Raw genomic sequence first — 17698 nt, 5'->3', positions numbered from 1 at the left:
AAAAAGCCGTCTTCCGATGGCTTTTTTATGGGCGCTCAAAAATCGACAGCACCGGATAGCGGCGCCATTGCGGTTCGGCATGGCGCGCGCAGTTCTCGAAGATAAAACCCAGGACTTGTTGGGGGTCCGACAACAGTTGGGGGTTGGCCGCCTTCCACTGCTCAAAGCGCGCGCGCAGCGCCGGCTCATCTTTGAGCAGCTGCAGCGCCAGGTCTTCGAAGACGTAGTCCGAGAAATGCTCCTTCTTTTCGAGGATGCTGTTGAAAAATCCCCAGCGGAAGAAGCTGTCGTGCGCTTGCGGCTCCAGGGTTTCGACGGCATAACGGGCCTTGTCCTGGTCCAGCGGCACCCACCAGTCACCGGCCTGCAGTTCGACGGCCTCCAGGCTGGTTTCCAGCGTGAGGTCGTCATGGAACATGTGGCCTTCATAAGCGCCGGCGCGGCTTTGCACGCTCTTGATACGGCTGACTTGGGCCTGAACCGTGCGGGCTGCGCCCAGGCGCTCCATGCGAACGCCATTCCAGTCCAGGCGTTCAATCACGGCGCGCCAGGCTTGCGGGACGACGTAAGCCATCGGGGCCGGCACGGAAACCTCTTCCGAGAAGTGCGTGAAGTAGTCGATCTCGCGCTCCCAGGGCTGGTCTCTGTCGTAAGACAGGCGCTGGTAGTCGCCCAGCAAGCTTGGCGAGTGCAGCGCTGCATAGCCCTTGAAGCGCAGGCGCGAGCGACGGGTTTCATCGAGCTTCCAGCGGACAGGCCAATGCGTCCTGCCGCCCGACGCTTGCCGAGCCTGCCGCCGCAGCGCCTGGATCTCCGGCGCGTTCGCCACCGTGAAGGCGAGCGTCACATCCAGCAACGCGCGCATGGACTCATAGCGATCCTTGAAGGGCTTGAGCATGTGGGTCTCGGGCATGAAGCCTATGGTGTGGTTCAGCGCCGCATAGCCGGTCGAGAACCGGGGCACCTCCAGGAAATCGGCAATCCCCTGGTCCGGGCTCACGTGCACGGGATTCACATAGGGGCAGGTCGGCCAGCCGCGCGCCTCCATGCCCTGGTAAATCACCGGCAGCATGCGCTCCCGCAGGAAAGCGCCCAGGCCGCCGCCCAGCTTGTCGGCCTGGGTGTGGATCAGCGTCATGGTGTAGCTGTAGTCAGCGCCGTTGGAAGTGTGGGTATCAACCATCACGTCCGGGTCCCACGCCGTGAAAAAGCGGTTGAACAGTTGCGCATTGAGGCTGTCGCACTTGATGAAGTCGCGGTTCAGGTCCAGATGCAGGCTGTTGCCGCGAAAGCCGAAGGACTCGGGCCCGTCCTGGTTGACGCGACTGGCATCGCCGCGATTGCAGCTGCCGTCGACGTTGTAGACCGGGATGAACAGGTAGACCGTGCTGCCCAGCGCGGCCAGGCGCCCGGGTTCCAGGCACAGGTCGCGCACCAGCGCCATGCAGGCATCTATGCCTTCGGGCTCGCCGGGGTGTATGCCGTTGTTATTGAAAAAGACTGCGCGCCCCGCCCGCCGGATCTGCTCGCGGTCAAACACACCGTCGGCGCTCACGATGCCTGCGTGCAGGGGCACGCCGGCGTCGGAAACGCCAATCTGCGAAAACTGCAGGACGCCGGGGCAGCGCAGCGCCAGCGCTTCGTAAAACCGGATGCAGGCATCCCAGGTCGTTGTCTGGTTCTGGTTGCCGAGTTCGTACGGGGTTTGCATGGAAGGTCGTCCGCGAGAGTCAAAGGGAATGGGGTGGAACCCGGCGCGCCTGCGCTGCCGGGCTCGGGAGATCAGGCCAGCAGTTGCAGGATCAGCTGGACCCTGGCCTTGACCGGGCTCAGGCCTTCTGAATCCGGAATTGCGTCAGCCGGGGTCGGCAGCACCCGCCCTGCAGTGCAACGGCTGGCGCGAATGACCTTGATGCCGGCGGCTTGCGCCTTGAGCAAGGCCGCCTCCAGTTCGTGGTGCAGGCTGCCGTTGCCGGTGCAGGCCACCACCAGGCCTTGCACGCCCTGCGTCTGCAGGGCCTGCACGATGGCTCCGCCAGCGCCGGCATGGTTCATGAGTATCTCAACGCGGGGCACAGCGGCGCCGGCCAAGGTGGCGATGATTTTGGCGGCAGTTTGCGCGCGGCCCGCCTGGGCTTGCGGCCAACTGCGCAACTGCCTCAGCCGCCCTTCCTCCACATAGCCGATGGGTCCGGCGTCGCCCGAACTGAAAGGGTCAAGACGATAGGTATGCGCCTTCTGGACGTCCGCCGCACCGTGGACGACGCCGGCGCACACCGCCACCACGCCCTGCGCTCCCGAGTGGCGCGCCACCGCCACCGCATCGAGCAGGTTTTGCGGTCCGTCAGGCACCAGCGCCGTGGCCGGGCGCATCGCGCAGGTCAGCACTACGGGCTTGGCCGGCGCCAGCAGCGCCTGCAGGAAAAAGGCGGTTTCCTCCAGCGTATCGGTGCCGTGGGTGATGACGATGCCCTGGACGTCGGGCTGCGCGAGGTAATGGCTGACGCGCGCGGCCAGTTTGGCCCACACCGCAAAACTCATGTCCTTGCTGTCAACCTGCGCCACCTGCTCCGTCAGCACGGTGCCGGCCTGCGCCAGAGCGGGGATCGCAGCCAGCAGTTCTTCGACGCCCACCTGGGCGGCGGTGTAACCGATGTTGTCCGACACGCTGGCGGCCCGGCCGGCGATCGTGCCGCCGGTGCCCAGAATCACAATATTTTGAGGATGCATGGAAAGTGATCTTGCAATCTTTTAAAAACTGGATGAAAATACAGGTACTGGATATTAAAACAGGTCGACGGCAGGCAAACGGTTGCAGCCCTCGGTTCTGCCTTTATCTGAAGAACCATAGGAGTCCCCGCCATGAGCATCCTCGCCGATTTTCCGCATTTTCCCTCCGAAGGTCCCAAGCTCACGGCGCGCCAGCAACAAATCCTGGAACTGATCCAGAGTGCCATCGCCCGTACCGGTGCACCGCCCACCCGCGCCGAAATCGCGAACGAACTGGGTTTCAAGTCCGCCAACGCCGCCGAAGAACACCTGCAGGCGTTGGCCCGCAAAGGCGTCATCGAGCTCGTCAGCGGTACTTCACGCGGCATACGCTTGCGCGGCGACACCCTACGTTCCATCAACGAATCACGCACCAAACAGTTTTCCCTGCCGTTGCAAAGCCTGGCCCAGCTCGCCCTACCTTTGGTAGGGCGGGTTGCTGCTGGCAGCCCGATTCTCGCGCAGGAACATATCGAGCAAACCTATTATTTTGAAAGCAGCCTGTTCCAGCGCCAGCCCGATTACCTGCTCAAGGTTCGCGGCATGAGCATGCGCGACGTCGGCATCATGGACGGCGACCTGCTGGCCGTCAAACAGGCCAAGGAAGCCAAGAACGGCCAGATCGTCGTGGCCCGCCTGGGCGATGAAGTCACCGTCAAACGCTTTCGCCGCAACAAGAACCTGATCGAGCTTTTGCCCGAAAACCCCGACTTCAACATCATCGTGGTCGAGCCCGGCGAGCCGTTTGAACTCGAAGGCCTCGCCGTCGGTTTGATACGCAACACCATGCTGATGTAAGCCTTCCAATCCGGCCACGCACCAGGTGGCGGGCGTTTGGCTGTATGGCCAACACCCTGGTGCAGCGGCCCTGCCGGCTGTAGCCGGTCCGAAATCCTGCCTGTGTAAACCTCTCTCATACAGGAGTTCATCATGGGAATCGTCAGTTTTTCACATTCACCCCTTCTGTCTCTCCTGCTGGCTCCCGTGCAGGCGCTGGCCGCCTGGTTTGTGCCTGCGCAGCAAAGCAGGTCCCATCAGTTTTCCAAATCCGTGCGCGCCCAGCGCGCGGCCGGCCAGCTGGCATTGCCTTTTTCCTCCGGTCCCGCCCCATCGCCCCGCGAAGCCACCCAAGCCGGCAAGGCAAGGCCCCGTAACCCCACGCCCAGCCGCCTGCGCATCGTGCGCGAATTCGATGCCAATGTCGGCCCGGCTTGCGCCGGCCGCATGGTCATCTCCGGCCGCATGGCCGACGTCTGTGCGGAGCTTGAGCGCATGGCCCAGCGCGAGGCCGCCTTGCAATAAAAAAGCCCCTGCCCGCCTTCGCCCTCTCTGAGGGAGGCTATTTCCCGGCTGCGTGAAGGTCAATGAGCCCGCCCAGTGCGCCACGGCAGGACTGAAATGCCTCGACAGGTTTCCTTGCGATACAAAATGCAAGCATTCGGGTAGCCCTTCCCGCGAGGAAGAAAAATCTTGCAGGCACAATATCGGCATGAATATTGTGATCCTCGACGACTACCAGGACGCAGTGCGAAAACTGAACTGCGCTGCCAAACTTGAGGCCTACCCCGCCAAGGTCTACACCAACACCGTCAAAGGCATAGGCCAGCTGTCCGTCCGGCTCAAGGATGCCGACGTCATCGTCCTTATCCGGGAACGGACCCAGCTCAACCGGCAGGTCATTGAAAAACTCCCCAAGCTCAAATTGATCGTACAGACCGGCCGTGTCGGAAGCCACGTCGACGTCGCTGCCTGCACGGAGCGCGGCATCGCGGTGGCAGAAGGCACCGGATCGCCTACTGCGCCGGCCGAACTGGCCTGGGCACTGGTCATGGCGGCCATGCGCCGCATCCCCCACTACGTGGCCCACCTCAAGCACGGGGCCTGGCAGCAGGCGGGCCTCAAGTCGGCCTCCATGCCGCCGAATTTCGGAATAGGTTCGGTCCTCAAGGGCAAGACCCTGGGCATCTGGAGCTACGGAAAAATCGGGCAGATCGTGGCCGGCTACGGCCGGGCCTTCGGCATGCGGGTCATCATCTGGGGCCGCGATGCCTCGCGTGAACGGGCCCAGGCCGATGGCTATGAGATCGCCGACAGCAAGGCCGAGTTTTTTGAACAAAGCGACGTGCTGAGCCTGCACCTGCGGCTGAACGACGAAACCCGCGGCATCGTCACGCTCGAAGACCTGTCGCGCATGAAAACCACGTCCCTGCTGGTCAACACCTCGCGCGCCGAACTGATAGAGCCCGAAGCCCTGATCGCCTCGCTCAACCGCGGCCGCCCAGGCCTGGCGGCGATCGACGTGTTTGAATCCGAGCCTATCCTGCAGGGCCATGCCCTGCTTCGCCTCGAGAACTGCATCTGCACACCGCATATCGGTTATGTGGAGCAAGACAGTTATGAGCTCTACTTCGGCGCGGCCTTCGACAACGTGGTGAATTTCATCAAGGGCACGCCCACCAACATCGTGAACCCCGGCGCCCTGCAAGTGCGGCGCTAGGTAATACCTTGCCCCCAAGGCGGGGGCCGAAACCGCCAGGAACCTAGGCGTTCCGGGCCGGTGCCGCGACCGGGCCATCGAGATCGAACTCGATGAGATTGCCAAAGTCTCCGGCTTCGGCCTCGGCGTCCATCGCTACGATGACCGGCAGCGGTTCGAGCGCGCCGCCCACGTCCTGGCTCAAGTCAATGTCCAGCCCCAGCCTCGGTGAAACCGGGGGCCGCGTCAGGTCGGGCGTCAATGCGATTTCCGTGGAAAGGGCAGCCGCCACAGCGCTGGGAACCGCGGCGGCAAGCGGCGGAGGCGGCGCCTGAAACCGGGCTGACAAGGGCAGGATATTGGTCGGGCCAAAGCTGGTCGTTTGGGGCAAGGCGGCCGGCCCATCCTGGGCGGAAAGCAGCGCAGGCTCACCGCCTTTTTCTTCCGGCTGTCCAGGGCGGGAAATAAGCTTCTTGGCGATGGAGTGAAGCAGCAGCAGTTCGCGGTAAGCCGCGAGGCTGAAGACCTCGTTGCGCGAATCTGGCTTGCGAAAGATGGACTCTTCCAGGACGTCCAGCACCTTGGGCGTCGGCCACAACGACTCAATGCGCGTGAGGGCCGCCACATAGAACTCCAGGCCGTGCGTGTCTATCGCATAGTCGTCGAAGGCGGGCACCTGGGCATTGAACATCCGGTGGAAATCCTTGCGCAGCGCGTCATAGTCGTCCCTGCGGCCCAGGCTGTGATAGAGGTCGAACAGGTCCAGGTAGACCAGCGCGCTCGTCTCCACGTTGTCCATGATGTGCAGGCGCAGGACATCCACCGCCTTGTCGGGATGGCCCAGCGAGAGGAAAAAATCCGCCTGCTGCTGGACATCAAAAAGCTCTTCGGCATTGACGATACGGGGCATGCCGCTCAAGCCGCCCAGGCTGGGCAGGAATTCCGGGCGATCAGCAGATTCAGCCGGCCTGGACGCAGGCAGCTTGCGTGTGCTTTCGAAATGAAGCGCATCCAGGTCGAGGTCCACCACGGGCTTGGGCGGGCGCTCTTCATGTGCCGGTTCAGTGCCGAGGTGCCCGGACGCCGGCCCTGCATAAACCGCAAAATCGCTCTGTCCATCATTCTTGTCCCACCAGGGACCATGGCTCAAGCGCAGCGCGTGCTGCCGGTTGCGCCTCCATAAAAAGCCGGCCGCCAGCAGCGCGAACAGCAGGACAGCGCCCAGGGCATACACCAGCCAGTTGCTGTAACGCTCCTGGCGCGCCTGCTCCAGCTGGTCCCGCAACTGCGTCACGGCCTGTTCGGTTTTGCGGCTTTGCGCCAGCATGGCGGCCACGTCGGATTCCAGGGACTTGAGGCGCTGGCTGTCGCGAAGCATGTCTTGCGGCTGGGCATTCAAAGCCTGCCACAAGGCGACTGCGGAGGCGCGTTGCTGGGCGTCGGTGGAAGGCGGCGTCAGCAGTTCCGGCGATGAACGAAGCACCGGATCGCGTTCGATGGTGAGGTCAATGGGGGCCAGTTGCAGGCGTGCCCGCGATTGACGCACCGGTGCCGGAGGCTTGCCTGCCGCGCGGACCGGCGGTGCGGCCAGTGAAGAGGCCATCCCGGCGCGAGGTTCCGGCTTCGCCCTCGATGTCCCGGAACGGGATGGCGCCGCCGGGCGAGCCTGCACCAGGCTTGCCGCAACCGCCGCTTGCGGAAGGATCGAAGGCACCGGGGCCGCGTTGTCGCCCAGCATCTCGGCCAGCAAGACGTACTTGCGTGAATTCTTTTGCTGGCAGCCTTCGCGTGCGTAGATCGTCACGACCGGCTCGTCCAACGCCAGCGTCGTGCGGATGCGGACCAGGATTTCACCAGCGCCGGAACCCGGCGAGATCGCGGTGCGTATCCTGTCAGGGAAAACCTGGCTGTCGCCGAAAAACACATCGACTGACACACAGGCGGAAGAAGGATTTTCGGCGGCGTCCAGTTGTGCGGACAGGGTGACGTCCAGTGGATGCCCTACGATTGCCGCGCCGCGCATACGTCCCAGGGACGCGGCCAAGGCATTGGCGGCAAGCCCCAACAGCAAAGCGCCAAGCAGGCATTTCAGGAACTTCTCGGTGACTTTCATGGGGTGCGCAAATTTTGCCACGCACCTCTGACGAATACGCTCAGCCATAATTCGGCCATGAAAGTAAATTTTGCAAATGTGGGAATAGTTGGCACCGGCGCCATGGGTCGGGGCATCGCGCAGATCGCGGCGCAAGCCGGCAGCACCGTCAAGCTGATGGACGCGCAGGCGGGTGCCGCCGAAAAGGCGCGCGAAGCCATTTGCGCCCAATGGGACAAGCTGGTTGAAAAAGGCCGGCTCGAGGCGGCCGCGGCCAGCGGCCACAAGGACCGGCTGCTGCTTGCCGGCACGCTGACCGACCTGGCGGGCTGCGACCTCATCATCGAAGCCATCGTGGAACGCCTGGACGTCAAGCGCGCGCTGTTCGCCGAACTCGAAGCCCTGGTGCCCGCCAGCACCGTGCTGGCCAGCAATACCTCGTCGCTTTCAGTGACGGCCATCGCGGCGGCGCTCAAACATCCCGAGCGCCTGGCCGGTTTTCATTTCTTCAACCCGGTTCCGTTGATGAAAGTGGTGGAAGTGATCGCGGGCCTGAAGACCAGCCCCGCGGTCTGCGAGGGCCTGAGCCAATACGCCCGGCAAATGGGCCACACGCCCGTGCAGGCGCAAGATACGCCCGGCTTCATCGTCAACCACGCCGGCCGGGGCTTTGGCACCGAGGCGCTGCGCGTCGTCAGCGAAGGCATTGCCGATTTCGCCACCATAGACCGCATCCTGCGCGACCAGGCCGGCTTCAAGCTGGGCCCTTTCGAGCTGATGGACCTGACCGCGCTCGACGTCTCCCATCCTGTGATGGAGTCGATTTACCACCAGTACTATGAAGAAGCCCGTTACCGCCCCAGCGTGATCACGGCGCAGCGCCTGGCCGGCGGCATGCTGGGCCGCAAGACCGGCGAAGGCTTTTACCGCTATGCGGACGGCGCCATGCAGGTGCCGCCTGAGCCCCCCGTTCCCCAGGTGGCCGAACTTCCACCGGTATGGGTCTCGCCGCGTGCTTCGCGGCGCTCGGAACTGCTACAACTCCTCAAGAACCTGGGCGCCAAGATCGAGACCGGCGCCTCCGCCTCGCCGCAGGCCCTCATGCTGGTCGCGCCGCTGGGCTTTGACATCACCACAGTGGCCGTGGTGGAGCGCCTAGACCCGGCCCGCACCATCGGCATCGACATGCTGATCGACGACGCGGCCACCAAGCGGCGTGTGCTGGCCACCAACCCGGCCACGCGCAGCGACATGCGCGACGCGGCCCACGCCCTCTTCGCCCGCGACGGCAAGGCCGTCAGCGTGATCCGCGACAGCGGTGGCTTCGTCACCCAGCGAGTGGTGGCTGCCATCGTCAACATCGCCAGCGACATCTGCCAGCAGGGCATCTGCAGCCCGAAAGACCTGGAAACCGCCGTGACCCTCGGACTCGGCTATCCCATGGGCCCGCTGGCCATGGGCGACCGCTACGGCCCAACCAATGTGCTGGAAGTGCTGTTCAACATGCAGACCGTTTACGGCGACCAGCGCTACCGCCCTTCCCCGTGGCTGCGGCGCCGCGGCGCCATCGGCCTCAGCCTCCTACACCAGGAAGAATGAAACACCCCCTTCGGATGCTCACTTCGTGTAGCACCTTCCCCCCTCCAGGGGGCGGCGCTTGCGGCCTGGCGAAGCCAGTTCCGCGGCCCCCACTGGCGTGGGAATCCCTCCTCCGGCGACCACACATTCTTTCGTATTGGAACAACTGACATGGCAGGCGCAATCAAAGGTACGAGTGAGGGCCAGACCCTTATCCTGACGATCAGCAATCCGGAGTTCAGGAATGCCCTGGGTCCCGACATTTATGCGGCGGGCATCGAGGCATTGAACGCCGCCGAGAACAATCCCGACATCCGCAGCGTGGTCATCACCGGCGAGGGTTCGATCTTCTGCGCGGGCGGCAACCTGCAGCGGCTGCAGGCCAACCGCCGTGAGGCGCCCGAGGTGCAGGCCCAGAGCATCGAAGGCCTGCACAACTGGATCGACTCGATACGCACCTACCCCAAGCCGGTAATCGCCGCCGTGGAAGGCCCGGCCGCCGGCGCCGGCTTTTCGCTGGTGCTGGCCTGCGATTTTGTGGTGGCAGCCGACAACGCGGTGTTCGTGATGTCTTACAGCACGGTCGCGCTGTCACCCGATGGCGGCGGTAGCTGGGCCCTGGCGCGCGCCCTGCCCCGTGCGCTGGCCAGCGAACTGCTGATGGCCGGCGAACGCATAGGCCCTCGCCGCTTGCACGATCTCGGGCTGGTCAACCGCGTAACGGCACCGGGCGAAGCCCTGGCCCAGGCCCTGCAACTGGCCGACAACCTCAATGCGCGGGCGCCCAACGCGCTGGCCAGCATCAAGGAACTCATCAACGACGCGGCTGGCAACACGCTGAACCAGCAACTGGCCCGCGAGCAGGACCACTTCGTGCGCAACCTGCACGACGCCAACGCCGGTGAAGGCATAGACGCCTTCCTGAACAAGCGCACGCCGCACTACCGCTAGCTGGTCCCTGCGCAGGTGGGCCCACGGCAGCCCGCCCCGCCGCCAAATCCCCGGCCCCTGCGGCCGGGCGACACCCATGCGACAGCCCGCTGGCGCCGGGCGGGTCCCTCAAGCGACAATGGACGTCTTGTTAGTCACTCAAAAGACAGACCATGGACGATCCCATTCTTACGATAGAGGAACGAGAGGCCATTAACAACGGCCGCTGGTTTTCATCCCTGTCCCCATCCCTGAGGCACGACATACTTCGATGCGCCTACGTCAAACGCTACAAAGACGGCGAACTCATCAGCGCCCGCGGCGATGCGCCCGAAGAATGGATATCCTGCGCGCGCGGCGCCATCCGGGTGAGCTCGACCTCGATTTCGGGCAAGCAGGTCACCCTGACCTATGTGGAGCCCGGCATTTGGGTCGGCGACGTGGCGATCTTCGATGGGGAGCGGCGCACCCACGATTCCTACGCCCATGGCGAGACCACGCTGCTGTGCGTTTCTCGCGCCGACTTGCGCAAGATATTGAGCCAGCACGTCGAGCTCTACGAAGCCCTGCTGCGCCTGCATGCGCGGCGCATACGGCAGCTTTTCGGCCTGGTGGAAGACCTCAACACCCTGCCCCTGCGCGCGCGGCTGGCCAAGCAACTGTTGCACCTGGTGCGCAGCTACGGTGTGCCCAGCCTGTCGGACAGCGGCGAAGTGCGCATCGGCCTGCAGCTGGCGCAGGAAGAACTGGCCCAGCTGCTGGGCGCCTCGCGCCAGCGCGTGAACCAGGAACTCAAGTCCATGGAGCGCGAGGAAGCCATACGCATAGAGCCGGGCGGCCTGGTGGTGCGCAACCGGCAAGCCCTGATGCGCATTTCCGAAGCCGAAATCGACAAATAAACACACGGGGGCCAGCCCTTTGAGCACGAGCAATTTCGACCACTTTGTCGGCACGCGGGCCGTGTCCGGCACGCAGGCCTTTGACCTCGACGCACTCACCGCTTACCTGGCCAGCTACCTGCCCGGCTTCAAGGGCCCGCTGACAGCGGAAATCTTCAAGGGCGGCCAGTCCAACCCAACCTACAAGCTCATCACGCCCACCGCGTCTTATGTGATGCGCGCCAAGCCTGGGCCCGTGGCCAAATTGCTGCCGTCGGCCCATGCGGTGGAGCGCGAATTCAAGGTCATGCAGGGGTTGCAAGGCACCGACGTGCCGGTGCCAAAAATGTATTGCCTCTGCGAGGACGAGTCGGTGATAGGCCGCGCCTTCTATGTGATGGAGTTCGTCGAGGGCCGCGTGCTCTGGGACCAGTCCCTGCCCGGCATGACGCAGGCCCAGCGCGGTGAGATTTACGACGAGATGAACCGCGTGGTCTCCGCCCTGCACAAGGTGAAGTTCGCCGAGCGCGGCCTGGCCGACTACGGCAAGCCCGGCAACTACTTCGAGCGCCAGATAGGCCGCTGGAGCAAGCAGTACGCCGCCTCCATCACCCAGCCCATCGCCGAGATGGACAGCCTGATGCAATGGCTGCCGGCCAACATCCCGGCCGGCGCGCGCGACGACAGCATGGTCTCCATCGTGCACGGCGATTTCCGGCTCGACAACCTGCTGTTCCACGCGACCGAGCCGCGCGTGCTGGCCGTGCTCGACTGGGAGCTGTCCACGCTGGGCCATCCGCTGGCCGACTTCAGCTACCACTGCATGGCTTGGCACATCCCGCCCGGGGCCTTTCGCGGCATAGGCGGGCTGGACGTCGAAAGCCTGGGCATCCCCAGCGAATCCGAGTACATACGCCGCTATTGCGAGCGCACCGGCCTTGCCACGCCCGAGGCGCTCAAGGCCGACTGGAACTTCTACATGGCCTATAACCTGTTTCGCATCGCGGCCATCCTGCAGGGCATCGCCAAGCGGGTCGAGGCCGGAACCGCCTCCAGCGCCCAGGCCGTCAGCTCGGCCGCCGGTGCGCCGCTGCTGGCCAAGATGGCCTGGGGCTTTGCCCTCAAAAGCCAGGGCTGAAGCCTGCCCTTCTTCACAACAACATCGCCCCCACACACCCCTTCTGGAGATTTCATGGACTTCAACTACACCCCAAAAGTACAGGAACTGCGGGCGCGCCTGCTCAAGTTCATGGACGAGAACATCTACCCGAACGAGGCACGCTTTTTCCGAGAAATCGCCGAAAACCGCGCCAAGGGCAATGCCTGGGTCCCGACCAAACTGGTCGAGGAACTCAAGCCCAAAGCCCGCGCCGCCGGCCTGTGGAACCTGTTTTTGCCGCACTCGCCGCGCGCGCCTGAAGGCCTGTCCAACCTCGAGTACGCGCCGCTGTGCGAAATCATGGGCCGCGTACCTTTCGCCGCCGAGGTCTTCAACTGTTCGGCGCCGGACACCGGCAACATGGAAACCATCGCCCGCTACGGCTCCGAAGCCAACAAGGACCAGTGGCTGGACCCGCTGCTCAAGGGCGAGATCCGCTCGGCCTTTTTGATGACGGAGCCCGAGGTCGCCTCGTCCGACGCGACCAATATCCAGTGCCGCATTGAGCGCGACGGCGACAATTACGTGCTCAACGGCCTCAAATGGTGGTCGTCCGGCGCGGGCGACCCGCGCTGCGCCGTCTACATCGTCATGGGCAAGACCAACCCCGACGCCGGCCGCCACGAGCAGCAATCGATGATCCTGGTGCCCGCCAACACGCCCGGCATCACCGTGATCCGCCCGCTGTCGGTGTTCGGCTACGACGACGCGCCGCACGGCCACATGGAAGTGCGCCTGACCAATGTGCGCGTGCCGGCCGCCAACCTGCTGCTGGGCGAAGGCCGCGGTTTTGAGATCGCCCAGGGCCGCCTCGGCCCCGGCCGCATCCACCACTGCATGCGCAGCATAGGCATTGCCGAGCGCGCGCTGGAGCTGATGTGCAAACGCCTGAACAGCCGTGTCGCTTTCGGCAAGCCGATCGCCAGCCAGTCGGTCTGGCATGAGCGCATCGCCGAGGCCCGCTGCATGATCGAGCAGGCCCGCCTGCTGACGCTCAAGGCCGCCTACATGATGGACACCGTGGGCAACAAGGTCGCCAAGGCCGAGATCGCGATGATCAAGGTGGTCGCACCCAACATGGCTTGCCAGATCATCGACTGGGCCATCCAGGCCCATGGCGGCGGCGGCGTGTCGGACGACTTCCCGCTGGCCTATGCCTACGCCAGCCAGCGCACCCTGCGCCTGGCCGACGGCCCGGACGAGGTGCACCGCGCCTCGCTGGCCAAGCTGGAACTGGCCAAGCACCTCTTGATGCCCGGCGAAGTCGAAATGCCGATCACGCGCGGCGGCTGAAGCCTTACAAGGTAAGGTCGTTCGAGAGTCCGGCGATCGCCGACTCGCAGGCCGTGGTGAAAATCAGCGCCGCATGCTCCAGCGTGGGCATGTCGGCCGGGGTGTACTGCATGCGCAGGTAGGTTTTGCCGCGCAGCACCATCAGGATAAAAGGCACCTGCGCGTCGGGTGAAGGCTCGGGCCAGGACATCAGCAACTCGACCAGTTGCGAGTCCAGCCAGGCCAATGCGTTGGAACGATGGTCGGCCATCACCGCATAACGTTGCCAGAAGGGCTTGGGCAGGCTTTCCCAGCCGACTTCGGGGTACATGGCCAGCCAGCGCACCTCTTCGGGCATGCTGGGGTCGGCGGTGGTCTGCAGGGTGTCGGTATAGGCTTGGTAGGCGCGCTTTTCCAGCCCCTCCTTCAAGGCCCGGTTCATGACCAGGACCGTGACGTCGTCGTTGACCTTGACTTCACCCCGGGCACGCAGTTCTTCGCCGCGGATGTAGTCGCGCGATGGGCTGCCGCGCTCCATCTTCCAGGGCTTGCCGCCCACGTTGCCCTTGAGCGCGAACCCCTTGCCCTGCCCCATGCCGGTGAAAGAAAAGCCACGGGTGCCGGCCCATTCGGACACGGCCTCGTCGGACGCGGCTGCATCGCCGGCATCCGCCTTACCCCCGACCAAGACTTTCTTCAGCCGCTCGAACATGGTTTTCGCTTTTCTCTTAAAGTGCAGCAGGCATCATAGTAGTCAAGGAAGTCCCAATGATCAATGTTTACTCATGGCCCACGCCCAACGGCCACAAAGTCCACGTCATGCTGGAGGAATGCGGCCTGCAATTGGGCCGCGACTGGCAGGCTAACCCAGTCAATATCGGCACCGGTGACCAGTTCAAGCCCGAATTCCTGGCCATCAGCCCGAACAACAAGATCCCCGCGCTGGTCGACCCTGTCGGCCCCGACGGCAAGCCCATCTCGGTGTTCGAGTCCGGTGCCATCCTGCTCTACCTGGCCGCCAAAACCGGCAAGCTGCTGCCGAAAACCGATCGCCTGAAGTTCCAGGTGCTGCAATGGCTGATGTTCCAGATGGGCGGCGTCGGCCCGATGATCGGGCAGACACACCATTTCCGCCAGTACGCACCCGAAAAAATAGACTACGCCATCAACCGCTACACCAATGAGACAAAGCGGCTATACGGCGTGATGAACAAGCAGCTGGCCGGCAGCCGGTTCATCGCCTGCGACGAATACAGCATTGCCGACATCGCCAYCTTCCCCTGGCTGCGCAACTGGGAAAACCACGGCATAGACTGGGCCGACTATCCGCACCTGAAAAAGTGGTTTGACCTGATCAGTGAACGCCCCGCCGTGCAGCGCGGCGTCAAGGTGCTGGCCGAGCTGCGCCGGCCCATCACCGACGACAAGGCGCGGGAAGTGCTGTTCGGCAAGACGCAGTACGAAAAGCGCTGAGAAAAGCACCGAAAAGCGCTGGGTGGAGGCGGGCTGGCCAGGGCCCTCGGCCCTCGATTGAAGGTATGATTCGCGACGAGCTGGAAACGGCGGCCGCCCCTGCGTGGCCTTGCCCCTGCTCTCACACACAAACTGCCCGTAGCTCAGTCGGATAGAGCATCAGCCTTCTAAGCTGAGGGTCGGGGGTTCGATCCCCTCCGGGCAGGCCAATCGCGGCGTCAGTCGTACCCGCCCTTTCCCCCTGCGATAGCGAACTTCGCTTACACACCCTCGGAATCGGGGTATATAGTCGGGATTCGGCCCCATGCAAAGGCCGGCAAGACCAAGGAGGCGAGAAAAGATGGCCAGACCAACCATGTTGCTGGTGGAGGACAACCCCGCTCACGTCGAGTTGACGCTGCTGACATTGCAGGAAAACGGCGCCGACCATGAAGTCATCGTGGCCCGCGACGGCAAGGAAGCCCTGGAATACCTTTTCTGCGAAGGTGCTTACAGCAACCGGCCCAACGATCACCCTCCCGAGCTGGTCATGCTGGACCTGAATTTGCCTGGGATCAGCGGCGCGGAAGTCATGCAGCGCATGCGTGGAGACCCCCGCACTTTCTTCGTGCCCGTCGTCATCCTGACCTCCGAGCCCAAATACTCGCCAATCGTGAAAGAGATTCAGGGCGGTCTCAACAGTTACGTGCGCAAACCGCTGCATTTCCGGGATTTCCAGGAAAAACTGGAACAGGTGCGCGAATACTGGCGCACATCCAACTTCGGGCCGCTCAAGTCCTGAGGGTTTCGCCGCCATGCGGACATGAAAAAGCCCACTGACGTGGGCTTTTTGCTGGGAAATGATGGTCGGAGTACAAGGATTCGAACCTTGGACCCCCTGGTCCCAAACCAGGTGCGCTACCAGACTGCGCCACACTCCGACTAGTCAAATATTATAGCTCGAACCCGCTACACTTTCCCGCGCCCTCTTCATTTTTTCCATTCACTGGATTACCCAATGAAATTTCGCCTCGCTGTCCAGCCCGATCAGCACCGGCCCGACGCAAAGGCTTGCCGTCGCAACCTTGGGGCCGTATGAGGATGGGGGCCGCCGCTGCGGCCGCGTCCCAAATAGACAAAGCCCTGACGCGTCTGACCGCGGCATTCGCGCTGCTAGTGCTGCCGCTGGCGGCGCTGCTGTTGGCCCAATGGCCGCTGCGTGAACTTGTGCAAGCCTACTCGCGCCAGGCCAATGATGCGGCGCAGGTGCTGTTCGCGCTATATGTGGCGGTGGCCGTGACGGCGGCTTCCAGAAACCACGCCCACCTGGCCTCCCTGCAGCCGCATCCGTCCGGCGCGCCCCGGCCGCGTTGGCATGCCTGGGCGCTGCTGGCCTGTGTCATGCCCTGGGCGCTGTTCATGCTGTGGGCCGGCTGGCCGCTGGTTGCAGCCTCTGTGGCCTCTTTCGAGCGATTTGGCGAAACGCTCACGCCGGGTTATTTCATGATCAAGCTCGCCATGGCGCTGATGCTTTTGCTGGTGCTGGCCGAAGGCCTGCTCGAACTCTTGCCGCACGGCCGTGCGCCGGGCTCGCCATGAGCCCGACCGGCCCACTCGCGGGTGTGTGGATGCTGCTGGCGCTGGGCGCACTGATTCTTGCCACCGGCCTGCCGGTCTGGGCCCTGCTGATCGGTGTGTCAAGCCTGTTCGCAGTGCTGGGCCTGGCAGCGGGCGCTTTCGACCTGCAAATCTTGCAGGCCCTTCCGGTGCGCACGCTGGGCCTGTTGGAAAACGATCTGCTGCAGGCCATGCCGCTGTATGTTTTCATGGGCGTGCTGCTGCAGCGCCTGACCGTGGCCGACGCCCTGTACTCCGCGCTGCTGCGGCTGTTTCGCCCGCTGGCCGGCGCGCACGCCCTCTCGGCCCTGGGCGTGGGCGCCCTGATTGCGCCCATGAACGGCTCGGTCGCCTCCAGTTCGGCCCTGCTCTCACGCCTTGTTGCCCCGCGCATGGCGCACCTGGACACCGCGCGGGCTGTCTCCATCATCAGCGTGGCCGCCACCATAGGCGTGGTGGTGCCGCCTTCGCTGGTCTTGCTGTTGCTGGGCGATGCCATGCTGCTGGCGCACCTGGAGGCCAGCCGGCTGCCGGGCTATCTGCAAACCGGCCAGCGCATCATCAACACCCAGGACGTCATGCATGCCGCGCTGCTGCCCGCCCTGTGCGTGCTGGCGCTCTGGGCCCTGGTGGCCTGGCGCCAGGCGCGCAAGCTCAAGGAAGCACCGCCGCAAGTCCCCGCCAACCGGACACAGGTGGCCGTCGCCCTGCTCGCGGGCGGCACCATCGTCCTGCTGCTGGCCGGCGTCTTTACCGGAAAGCTCTACGCGGTGGAGGCGGCGGCAACCGGCGCGATGCTGCTGGTCGTCTCGGCCCTCCTGAGCCGCTCGCTGCCGGCGGCCGGCCGGCAAGCGGTGCTGGGCGACACGCTAAAGCTCAGCGGCGCCCTGTTTGCGCTGCTGGTTGGCGCCACCACTTTCAGCCTGGTGTTTCGCGTATTCGGTACCGATCGCTGGCTCAACGGCCTGCTGCTGGGTTCTACCCTGCCGCCCGGCGTGACGGCGGCGCTGGTACTGCTGCTGGTGGCGCTGTGCGCCTGGGTGCTGGATGCGTTCGAGATGATTTTTGTCATCGTGCCCATCGTCGCACCGGCGCTGATCGCGCGCCTGGGCGATGCCCAGCAGGCGGCCGTGTTGCTGCTGCTGGTATTGCAACTCAGTTTCCTGATTCCGCCCATGGGCTATGCCGTGCTGATGGCCCGGTCGCGCTCGGGCCTGCCGGCCATTTCGAGCCGGCAACTGCTGGCAAGGCTGTGGCCCATGCTGCTGGTGCAGGTTGCGCTCACGGTGGTGGTGTTTGCCTTTCCGTCCACCGTGCACTGGCTGGATGCACCCGCTCCCGCTGCGTCCGCGCAAATCCCCATGGCCGAGGATGAAATCGCGCGCCAGATGCGGGAGATGTCACGCGTAGAGCCACCCGAACCGGGCGCCGCCGCCACTCCGGCCGCGCCCTGAACCGCTTCAACAAAGAGCTTG

16 protein-coding genes and 2 tRNA genes are annotated in these 17698 nt (G+C 64.2%); 13 read left to right on the top strand and 5 right to left on the bottom strand.

Annotation, left to right across the window (positions count from 1 at the left end; translation table 11 throughout):
• Positions 1-25: 25 nt before the first annotated feature.
• Together AC1D1Y_RS15310 and AC1D1Y_RS15305 are read right to left on the bottom strand one after the other, a co-directional pair.
• On the bottom strand, positions 26-1711 hold the full coding sequence (locus tag AC1D1Y_RS15310; RefSeq protein WP_477683070.1) for a M14 family zinc carboxypeptidase: 1686 nt from the start codon (positions 1709-1711) through the stop codon (positions 26-28).
• Positions 1712-1782: 71 nt separating this feature from the next.
• Positions 1783-2730 carry an asparaginase gene (locus AC1D1Y_RS15305; RefSeq protein WP_477683069.1) on the bottom strand — a complete coding sequence of 316 codons (948 nt, stop codon included), beginning with the start codon at positions 2728-2730 and terminating at the stop codon, positions 1783-1785.
• A 132-nt stretch (positions 2731-2862) separates the two neighbouring features.
• Between AC1D1Y_RS15305 and lexA the strand changes: the two genes are divergently transcribed.
• The 3 genes from lexA (at position 2863) to AC1D1Y_RS15290 (ending at position 5266) form a co-directional block, all read left to right on the top strand.
• Positions 2863-3567, top strand: coding sequence for a transcriptional repressor LexA (gene lexA, locus AC1D1Y_RS15300; protein WP_436154473.1), 705 nt, complete (start codon positions 2863-2865; stop codon positions 3565-3567).
• A 132-nt stretch (positions 3568-3699) separates the two neighbouring features.
• Entirely contained in the window at positions 3700-4071 is a 372-nt protein-coding gene (locus tag AC1D1Y_RS15295; protein ID WP_477651979.1) for a hypothetical protein, read from the top strand.
• Positions 4072-4258: 187 nt separating this feature from the next.
• Entirely contained in the window at positions 4259-5266 is a 1008-nt protein-coding gene (locus AC1D1Y_RS15290) for a D-2-hydroxyacid dehydrogenase family protein (RefSeq protein ID WP_477651980.1), read from the top strand.
• 43 nt (positions 5267-5309) lie between these two features.
• Here the strand turns inward: AC1D1Y_RS15290 and AC1D1Y_RS15285 are convergent, their stop codons facing one another.
• Positions 5310-7358 (bottom strand): type IV pilus assembly protein FimV, encoded by a 2049-nt coding sequence (locus tag AC1D1Y_RS15285; RefSeq protein WP_477683068.1) that lies wholly within the window; start codon positions 7356-7358, stop codon positions 5310-5312.
• A gap of 57 nt (positions 7359-7415) precedes the next feature.
• On the opposite strand from AC1D1Y_RS15285, the gene AC1D1Y_RS15280 reads away from it, so the two are divergent.
• The 5 genes from AC1D1Y_RS15280 to AC1D1Y_RS15260 all read left to right on the top strand — a co-directional run bounded on the left by AC1D1Y_RS15280 (position 7416) and on the right by AC1D1Y_RS15260 (position 13175).
• Positions 7416-8936 (top strand): 3-hydroxyacyl-CoA dehydrogenase, encoded by a 1521-nt coding sequence (locus AC1D1Y_RS15280; protein ID WP_477683067.1) that lies wholly within the window; start codon positions 7416-7418, stop codon positions 8934-8936.
• A gap of 150 nt (positions 8937-9086) precedes the next feature.
• Complete coding sequence (locus AC1D1Y_RS15275) at positions 9087-9866, top strand: oxepin-CoA hydrolase, alternative type (protein ID WP_477683066.1); 780 nt, start codon at positions 9087-9089, stop codon at positions 9864-9866.
• A gap of 152 nt (positions 9867-10018) precedes the next feature.
• Positions 10019-10744, top strand: a complete 726-nt coding sequence (locus tag AC1D1Y_RS15270) for a Crp/Fnr family transcriptional regulator (protein WP_477683065.1) — start codon at positions 10019-10021, stop codon at positions 10742-10744.
• Positions 10745-10763: 19 nt separating this feature from the next.
• Positions 10764-11861, top strand: coding sequence for a phosphotransferase family protein (locus AC1D1Y_RS15265; RefSeq protein ID WP_477683064.1), 1098 nt, complete (start codon positions 10764-10766; stop codon positions 11859-11861).
• A gap of 54 nt (positions 11862-11915) precedes the next feature.
• Complete coding sequence (locus tag AC1D1Y_RS15260; protein ID WP_477683063.1) at positions 11916-13175, top strand: acyl-CoA dehydrogenase family protein; 1260 nt, start codon at positions 11916-11918, stop codon at positions 13173-13175.
• A gap of 4 nt (positions 13176-13179) precedes the next feature.
• On the opposite strand, the gene AC1D1Y_RS15255 is transcribed toward AC1D1Y_RS15260, so the two are convergent.
• Complete coding sequence (locus AC1D1Y_RS15255; protein WP_477683062.1) at positions 13180-13866, bottom strand: hypothetical protein; 687 nt, start codon at positions 13864-13866, stop codon at positions 13180-13182.
• 56 nt (positions 13867-13922) lie between these two features.
• On the opposite strand from AC1D1Y_RS15255, the gene AC1D1Y_RS15250 reads away from it, so the two are divergent.
• The 3 genes from AC1D1Y_RS15250 to AC1D1Y_RS15240 all read left to right on the top strand — a co-directional run bounded on the left by AC1D1Y_RS15250 (position 13923) and on the right by AC1D1Y_RS15240 (position 15408).
• Positions 13923-14627 (top strand): glutathione binding-like protein, encoded by a 705-nt coding sequence (locus AC1D1Y_RS15250; RefSeq protein ID WP_477683061.1) that lies wholly within the window; start codon positions 13923-13925, stop codon positions 14625-14627.
• Between the two features lie 132 nt (positions 14628-14759).
• A tRNA-Arg gene (locus AC1D1Y_RS15245) sits at positions 14760-14836 on the top strand.
• Between the two features lie 131 nt (positions 14837-14967).
• Positions 14968-15408, top strand: a complete 441-nt coding sequence (locus AC1D1Y_RS15240; protein WP_477683060.1) for a response regulator — start codon at positions 14968-14970, stop codon at positions 15406-15408.
• A gap of 62 nt (positions 15409-15470) precedes the next feature.
• Here AC1D1Y_RS15240 and AC1D1Y_RS15235 read toward each other — a convergent pair.
• Positions 15471-15547, bottom strand: a tRNA-Pro gene (locus AC1D1Y_RS15235).
• Between the two features lie 160 nt (positions 15548-15707).
• Between AC1D1Y_RS15235 and AC1D1Y_RS15230 the strand changes: the two genes are divergently transcribed.
• Both AC1D1Y_RS15230 and AC1D1Y_RS15225 read left to right on the top strand, forming a co-directional pair.
• Positions 15708-16205 carry a C4-dicarboxylate ABC transporter substrate-binding protein gene (locus tag AC1D1Y_RS15230; protein ID WP_477683059.1) on the top strand — a complete coding sequence of 166 codons (498 nt, stop codon included), beginning with the start codon at positions 15708-15710 and terminating at the stop codon, positions 16203-16205.
• The gene (locus tag AC1D1Y_RS15225) at positions 16202-17677 is read left to right on the top strand and encodes a TRAP transporter large permease subunit (protein WP_477683058.1); all 1476 of its coding nucleotides are present in this window, start codon (positions 16202-16204) and stop codon (positions 17675-17677) included. Before AC1D1Y_RS15230 ends, AC1D1Y_RS15225 begins: the two co-directional genes overlap by 4 nt.
• Positions 17678-17698 lie beyond the last annotated feature (21 nt).

It is taken from the genome of Polaromonas sp. P1_G1, assembly GCF_056405595.1.
The sequence above is the reverse complement of the archived record's forward strand: the minus strand, read 5'-3'. Positions and strand labels throughout refer to the sequence as shown.